Source organism: Vibrio sp. YT-19(2023) (genome assembly GCF_033337395.1).
In genome coordinates this window covers 1-549 of the sequence record NZ_JAWOQN010000986.1, presented here as the reverse complement: position 1 = coordinate 549, position 549 = coordinate 1, and the positions used below count along the sequence as shown (strand labels likewise).

General features: G+C 44.6%; 2 protein-coding genes. Both read left to right on the top strand.

The genetic code is table 11. The features are described from left to right. Positions 1–213, top strand: a 213-nt coding sequence (locus tag R7E78_RS29585; protein WP_318059076.1) for an L-serine ammonia-lyase, iron-sulfur-dependent, subunit alpha, incomplete at its 5' end; no start/stop codon positions are given. 28 nt (positions 214–241) lie between these two features. Then, on the top strand, positions 242–549 hold a 308-nt coding region (locus R7E78_RS29580), incomplete at its 3' end, for a PAS domain-containing protein (RefSeq protein ID WP_318059075.1).

Below are 549 nucleotides of genomic sequence, written 5' to 3'. Positions count from 1 at the left end.
TGCGATGGTGCGAAGTCCTCTTGTGCGATGAAAGTGTGTACTTCGTCGACAACGGCGGTGCGCTCATATTTGATGGCGCTGGGTAACCACAGTGTTAAGAATCAAGGTATAGTAGGCGAAGAAGTTGAGCAAACGATAAGAAATGTTGGCGCAATGGTTCGTTTCGGTATGCCATATACTGACAAATCTATTATCGATATTATGTCGGCCTAACCTCCAGTTTTTGCTAAGGGAAGTAACATTGCTACTAAAGAAACTCACCAAGAGTGATCTCGATATTTTGAACTCTATGAAAAACGTCGTGGATGGCATTGCACGTATGTATGGTGAACACACTGAAGTGGTTCTCCACAGCTTAGATGCCGAAGCGCCGGAAATCATCAAAATCGCAAACGGGCACGTGACGGAACGCAGTGAAGGTGCCCCAATTACCAACTTAGCGAGAATGAAGTTAAGAGAGAGCAAGGACGTTTCTGATTCGTATCTGACGAAAACGTCGAACGGAAAGACCTTGCACTCCATTACGACAATTGTCAGAAATCCAAAAAA